This is a genomic window from ANME-2 cluster archaeon (assembly GCA_019429385.1).
In the GTDB taxonomy this organism is placed as follows: domain Archaea; phylum Halobacteriota; class Methanosarcinia; order Methanosarcinales; family Methanocomedenaceae; genus Methanocomedens_B.
The window spans coordinates 1-6421 of record JAHYIS010000061.1 but is presented as its reverse complement, the minus strand read 5'-3'; the positions used below and the strand labels follow the sequence as shown (position 1 = coordinate 6421).

8 protein-coding genes are annotated in these 6421 nt (G+C 47.3%); all 8 read left to right on the top strand.

All coding sequences use genetic code 11. The features are described 5' to 3' along the window. On the top strand, positions 1 to 982 hold a 982-nt coding region (locus tag K0A89_12720), incomplete at its 5' end, for a mechanosensitive ion channel family protein (GenBank protein MBW6519345.1). A gap of 81 nt (positions 983 to 1063) precedes the next feature. Next, a complete protein-coding gene (locus K0A89_12715; protein MBW6519344.1) occupies positions 1064 to 1369 on the top strand; it encodes a UPF0175 family protein in 306 nt (101 codons plus the stop codon). After that, entirely contained in the window at positions 1366 to 1878 is a 513-nt protein-coding gene (locus K0A89_12710) for a hypothetical protein (protein MBW6519343.1), read from the top strand. The genes K0A89_12715 and K0A89_12710 overlap by 4 nt, the downstream gene beginning before the upstream one ends. Before the next feature lie 66 nt (positions 1879 to 1944). After that, on the top strand, positions 1945 to 2379 hold the full coding sequence (locus K0A89_12705) for an archease (protein MBW6519342.1): 435 nt from the start codon (positions 1945 to 1947) through the stop codon (positions 2377 to 2379). A gap of 65 nt (positions 2380 to 2444) precedes the next feature. Next, positions 2445 to 3902: an RtcB family protein gene (locus tag K0A89_12700; GenBank protein ID MBW6519341.1), complete on the top strand. Its 1458-nt coding sequence runs from the start codon at positions 2445 to 2447 to the stop codon at positions 3900 to 3902. A gap of 64 nt (positions 3903 to 3966) precedes the next feature. Continuing rightward, complete coding sequence (locus K0A89_12695) at positions 3967 to 4542, top strand: hypothetical protein (protein ID MBW6519340.1); 576 nt, start codon at positions 3967 to 3969, stop codon at positions 4540 to 4542. A gap of 12 nt (positions 4543 to 4554) precedes the next feature. Beyond that, the gene (locus K0A89_12690) at positions 4555 to 5964 is read left to right on the top strand and encodes a sulfatase-like hydrolase/transferase (protein MBW6519339.1); all 1410 of its coding nucleotides are present in this window, start codon (positions 4555 to 4557) and stop codon (positions 5962 to 5964) included. A gap of 42 nt (positions 5965 to 6006) precedes the next feature. Beyond that, the coding region (locus K0A89_12685; GenBank protein MBW6519338.1) for a type IV pilin N-terminal domain-containing protein at positions 6007 to 6421 on the top strand (415 nt) is incomplete at its 3' end.

Sequence of the window (6421 nt, the reverse complement as noted above, 5' to 3'; positions counted from 1 at the left end):
CATTTTCCTGCATATTGTTGAGAAGAAATTAATCCATCTCACACAAAAGACCAGTACCGAATTTGATGACCTGCTGGTTCACGCTTCAAAAGCTCCTATAGGTTATTTGATATTGCTGCATGGTTTTTATTTCGCCATAGTCACCCTGCAACTCCCGGAAACCATCGGAGTTGTCGATGTTGGAGTTATTGTCAAGAATGCATACATTCTGGTACTTTCATTCATCCTGCTATATTATTTGTTCAAGCTCATTGATCTGGTGGGTCATTTTATCTTCATGGTTACAGAAAAGACCGAGAGCAAACTGGATGACCAGCTTGCCCCCCTCATCGTAAAAAGCCTGCGCATCTTCGTAATAACAATGGGCATACTGTTCATACTGAACAACTTTGGTTATAACATCGCTTCCCTGCTGGCAGGACTGGGAATTGGTGGCCTGGCCTTCGCACTGGCTGCCCAGGATACCGTCAGTAACCTGTTCGGCTCCTTTACCATTTTCTCTGACAAACCTTTCCATATGGGTGACTGGATAGAGATAGGGGATTTTGAAGGTACGGTTGAAGAAGTGGGCTTTCGGTCAACCCGCATTAGGCGATTTGACCAGGCACAGGTTACGGTTCCCAACAGCCAGTTCATCAAGAACGGGGTAATCAATTATTCTGCAATGACAAAGCGCAGGATAAAGTTCAACCTGGGTGTGACTTACGCCACAACTGCTGCCCAGATGACTGAAGTGGTGGATGGTATAAAGCAGATGATCAAGGAAGACCAGCGCTTCGACCACAACTTCTCCATGGTACATTTCACTGACTTTGGTGACTATGCCCTGAACATCTTTGTCTATTGTTTCACCAGGACCACGGTATGGGATGAGTATCTCACGGTCAGGGAGGAGTTCCACCTGAGCATCATGCAGATGCTGGAAGAGATGGGTGTGGAGATAGCCTTCCCATCGCAGACGGTGTATGTTGAAAAAGGATAGAAAGGTGTCAACTTTGGACACAATTAACCTTGTAAATCCGTTCAATTAAGGGTATATACAATTACACCAAATGTATTACGCATGGAAACGGTAACAACTCGCCTATCAGAAGATGAAGTATCAAAACTGGATTGGTTGGCTAGATTTCAGCATACCAACAGGTCTCAGATATTGAGAAAAGTGATTGATGAAGGCCTTGAAGAAGAACTTATTGAGCAGGCACTGCAGCTTTATCAGAAAGGGGATATATCACTATGGAAAGCAGCAGAGCTGGCTGGTAAAAGTCTTTCGAGAATGATGGATGAAGCGCATAGGCGAAAGATTCCTCACCAATACTCCATAGATGACTTTTTACAGGATATAGATACGCTGGAGCGTATTGGATGAAATATCTGGTAATCAATGCATCTCCAATTATTTTGCTCGGCAAGATAGGAAAGCTGGAATTACTTGCATTATCAGGACGAAAATCTATTACGCCTGTACAAGTTGTAAAAGAAGTTATGCAAAAACATTCACCAGAAGCACTGGCTTTGGAATATGCATTAAATAATTGGTTGGAAACGTTTGATGATGTCCCAAATGCTTTAATTATCTCTTCAGTTATTGGTGAAGACATCAAAAGGGGAGAAGTGGATGTTATTGCAAAAGCTTACCAGCTTCTGGATGAAAAGCATGATGTGATAGCAGTGTTGGATGATCGAACTGCGCGGCAAGGAGCACATGCATTATCGATTCCAATCACAGGAACCCTGGGCTTAGTTTTTAATGCAGTGCGAATAGGGATAATAACTCCTGAAGTTGGTATAAGAACTGTGAACGAATTAATTTCTGTAGGTGCAAGGTTGGATGCCATACTGGTCAGGGAAATTATTGATAAGATAAATTCTTTTTGATATATTCTTCATAAATCTAATAAGTAAACAGTCACTTATACGTAACCCTGCACCGTATATTTCACCATGAACACTCCCCGTTTTGAATACCTTCCCCATCCGGCAGATGTCATGTTCATAGCACATGGTTCCACCCTGGAAGAGACCTTTGAGCAGGCTGCCCAGGCTATGTTCGGGGTCATTGTCCATAACGCTATACGGGAACCTGATAGGTCAGTTGACATAGAACTTGAGTCTGAAGGACTTGAGAACCTGCTGTATGACTACCTCTCAGAACTGCTGTACCTGTTCGAAGTGGATGAGCTCGTATTCAGCCGGTTTCAGGTCGACTCCATTGAAAAGACAGGCAGCATATACATGCTCAAAGGGAGTGCCTCGGGAGAGAGCATAGACACCGGGCGCCATAATTTTGAGACTGAAGTGAAAGCGGTCACCTACCACCAGTTGAAAGTTGAAAAAGAAGATGGGGGGTACAGTGCCCACGTCATCGTGGATACCTGACCTATGGCAACCATTATTACCTTGTCACCAGATATTAATCAAAATAAACGAACGGGAATATTATAATGACACAGAAGCAGGCAAAGGATTTCGTACGAAAGGTGGATGAGAATATCTATGAGGTCCCTATGGACTTCCAGGAAGGTATGAGGGTACCTGGCCGGATTTTCGTATCTCAGAAACTCATGGACGACCTTGAGACGGATACACTGCGCCAGACCGCCAACGTGGCCACGCTTCCCGGCATCCAGAAATATTCCATGGCCATGCCAGATGCCCATTTCGGGTACGGATTCCCCATCGGCGGTGTGGCAGCCTTTGATGCCCGGGATGGTGTCATATCACCGGGCGGTGTGGGATTCGATATCAATTGCGGTGTACGTATCATCAGGACCGACCTGGAAATTGGAGAGGTCAGGCCGCGCATCAAGGGATTGATGACCGAGCTGTTCAATGCCATCCCTTCAGGTGTGGGTTCCAAGAGCAGGCTCAGGGTATCGGGCAGCGAACTGGACGACGCCTTTACCTATGGTGCACGGTGGGCGGTAGAGAGCGGGTACGGTGTGGAGGCTGATATCGAACACTGCGAAGACGGCGGGTTCATAGATGCGGCAGACCCGGGAAAAGTGAGTGAGAGGGCCCACAAGCGCGGCAAGCCACAGTTCGGGACGCTGGGCAGCGGTAACCATTTCCTTGAGATACAGGAAGTGGATAAGATATACGAACCCGGGATTGCCAGAGCATACGGCATCAGGGAAGGCACGATAACTATCATGATTCACTGCGGCTCCCGTGGTGCCGGGCACCAGATATGCACTGATTACCTGCGTGTTATGGAGCAGGCATCCCGGAAATACGGTATTAAGTTACCTGACAAACAGCTGGCATGTGCGCCCGCCAACAGCCGAGAGGGGCAGGATTATTTCAAGGCCATGGCCGCCGGAGCGAACTATGCCTGGGCGAACCGGCAGGTCATTACCCACTGGGTCAGGGAGACGTTTGAGAAGTTCTTTGGCAGGGATGCCGAATCCCTGGGTATGGACCTGGTATATGACGTTGCCCACAACGTGGCCAAGCTGGAGGAACATGAGATAGACGGTGTAAAAAAACCGGTCTATGTCCACCGTAAAGGTGCCACGCGGGCATTCCCGCCTGGACATCACGACGTTCCAGCCGCATACAGGTCAGTGGGGCAACCCGTGCTCATCCCCGGCAGCATGGGTACACCGTCCTATATCCTGCACGGGGCAGAGCGGGCAATGGAGCTGACCTTCGGCTCGGCCTGCCACGGCGCGGGGAGGGTTATGGGCAGGGGTGAAGCCAAGCAGAAATTCAGAGGTGAAATACTTGAGAAACAGCTGGCTGATAAGGGTATTACGGTTCTGGCCACCCATCCTTCCATGTTGGCAGAGGAGGCGCCCGAGGTCTATAAATCAAGCAGCGAAGTGGTGAATGTAATGCATGAATTGCATGTCGCCCGCAAGGTGGTCAGGGTTAAACCTATCGGGGTTGCCAAAGGGTAATCATTAATACCTCTAAAAGAGTAAAATAACTATAATAATTTTGAAAAACCCTGCAGGTATATCGATGAAAAAAAAGAAAACAAAGAAGCTTTTCAGGTTGATACCTTCCATCTTACTTTTTATTGTAGTATTTATCCCCGTTTCAGGATATTTCCTCATCAATGCTGATGGTCCGAAGCCATTACTGGCACCCCCATCACAACCAGCTGCCACAATGATGAGTTTATTGCCGTCCCCGCTTGGTGTAGCTGACATGGAACGTATCATACCTGACAAACTGACTGGAGACTGGAACTACAAGACCAACTATAGCGGTGAAGGAACACTGACCATGATGTTCGATAAGCCTGGTAATCACAGGGTAGTTATCAATGTGATTGATAAAAGGTCACCGGAGATGGCTGGTTATGCAGTGACCCCTGAGAATTTTTCCTATACCGAAAGTGGTATTCCATGGGAATTGTCAGAGACCCAGTACAACAGGGCACCTGCCATGAAAGGTAGTTACATGGTTGACAATGCCCGGATGGGTGAATTAATAGCATACCCGCATGACCGCTTTTTAGTAATAGCCTTTATCCTTGGTGAAAATGATAATATCGTTAAGATGCAGGACCTGCTGAATATACTTGAATTTTAGGTGGTTGTGAATATGAGGGTTATCGTGGGGAAGCATCTGAAACTGGTGATAGTATTACTTCTATGTGTGTCGTTTTTTACATCTCTGGGAGCAGCACAGACCTCTATCAAGGTAAGCGAGACCAATCCTCCCCAAAACATGGTTCTCCTCATAGTGGACGGCATGGGGTCAGGATATGTGAGCCCCGGCATGGTCCCTGCGGCACTGGATGGGAGTCTTATCATCCCTCCGGATGTTTCATTTATGGACAGCCTTGCTGCAAAAGGTGTGCTGCTGCCTTACATTAGCGTACCTGATCCCAGGACCGGGCCTGCCCATTCGGTGATAGTGAGCGGTTATTCGGGGGCTGAACCCGAAATGGTGGCGTATGCTGACGCTACTATTTATGACGTGCTCGAAGATGAAGATTTCATCTCTATTGCGCTCATGCACAAAGGTGATGCTTCTGGTGTGCGAGGCGAACAGGATGTCATTCTCTATAGCGAGGACAATTCCATTACTGAACCTACTCTTAAGGTACAGGTCAATGGTAATGAGGTCCCGGCCGGTATAATAGACGAACTTGAATACTGGGAACGAAAACTTCCTGTTTATCTGGAAGGGACGACCGGTATTGACAGTTATGTTGCTTATTCGGATTGGGAGCTGGATGCAGCCGCTGATATGGTTTCACTGATGTCTAACCAGTACCCTGGTATGAGGTATATCCTGACCATTAATGTGGGTGTGGTGGACAGTGGCGGACATTACCGCGGAGTGGAGGGATATCGAGATACCATTGAAGGGATTGATCACAAGCTTGAACCGTTGTATACCGTTGCATGGGAAAGTAACACCGCCCTTGTTATTACCGCTGACCACGGCATGGCATTCAAGACATCTGATGCGGCCAGGGGCGGGCATGCGTCAGAAGATTACGGGTCACCTGAGGCACTAACCGTGCCGCTGTTCATTGTTTCTTCCAATATTGTTCCCGGCGTTGTAAGTGATATCCATGGACAGGAAGATGTGGCTCCTACTATACTTTCCATCCTGGATGTGCCCGGGCGCCCGAAATATGGGGACGGCGAGGCAATACTGGTAAAGGATTATGCAAATCTTTGGGTGAGTTCTGATAACGATGCTGGTATTGAGGTACTACAGGGGTCAAAGACAATAGCCTCAAGTAGTGGTGGGAATTCCTATTTTTTTACCGGATTAAAACCAAAAATTAATTATACGGTCAGGATTTCTAACGGGGATGGATTACTGGAACAGGTAGTGCGTCTGGACGTTGACCGTGCCATCAGTTTTGGAGCCTCAACAGATGAAGTTGATGGTACCAGGCGGGATGGATGGAATTGGAGGAAAGTAATTGCTTCTATCCTTATCCTTCTGGTGATAACTGGTGGAATGATGGTAATATACAGACTTGAGCACTGATATCCTGTTCTCCAGGCAGGAATAGGAATGGGCGGCTTGAGTATGGATAATGATAGCGGGATATCCCCGGTTATAGGGATAATCCTGATAACCTTTTTAGTGGTTATCTTTTCTGCTGCTGCATATGCAGTGGTGGGGAGTTATAGTCTGAAGGAACCTGTGATTGCCGATATAGAGATCATCAGCACTGATGTGTCCAATCAGGAAGTGGTCCTGGTGCACAGGGGCGGGCAATCCTTTGATGTATCTGAAATTAGCATACTGATAAGTATTAACGGGGAGACATTGGAAAAGAATCTCATGGATTTGCCAATCACCGGAACACCCCCTGGTTTCCTTCATTCTGTTGGGGGTGTGTTGTGGGGTACACCTACAAACCAGACACATGATAACATCTGGGACCCGGGTGATAAAGGGGATTTCAATATTGCAGGGACCAACAGTGACAAGTTCAACC

Bases quoted from the DNA above. Each gene is read 5' to 3' on its own strand.
- K0A89_12700 (MBW6519341.1), top strand. From the start codon at position 2,445: ATGACACAGAAGCAGGCAAAGGATTTCGTACGAAAGGTGGATGAGAAT.
- K0A89_12705 (MBW6519342.1), top strand. From the start codon at position 1,945: ATGAACACTCCCCGTTTTGAATACCTTCCCCATCCGGCAGATGTCATG.
- K0A89_12710 (MBW6519343.1), top strand. From the start codon at position 1,366: ATGAAATATCTGGTAATCAATGCATCTCCAATTATTTTGCTCGGCAAG.
- K0A89_12690 (MBW6519339.1), top strand. From the start codon at position 4,555: ATGAGGGTTATCGTGGGGAAGCATCTGAAACTGGTGATAGTATTACTT.
- K0A89_12715 (MBW6519344.1), top strand. From the start codon at position 1,064: ATGGAAACGGTAACAACTCGCCTATCAGAAGATGAAGTATCAAAACTG.
- K0A89_12695 (MBW6519340.1), top strand. From the start codon at position 3,967: ATGAAAAAAAAGAAAACAAAGAAGCTTTTCAGGTTGATACCTTCCATC.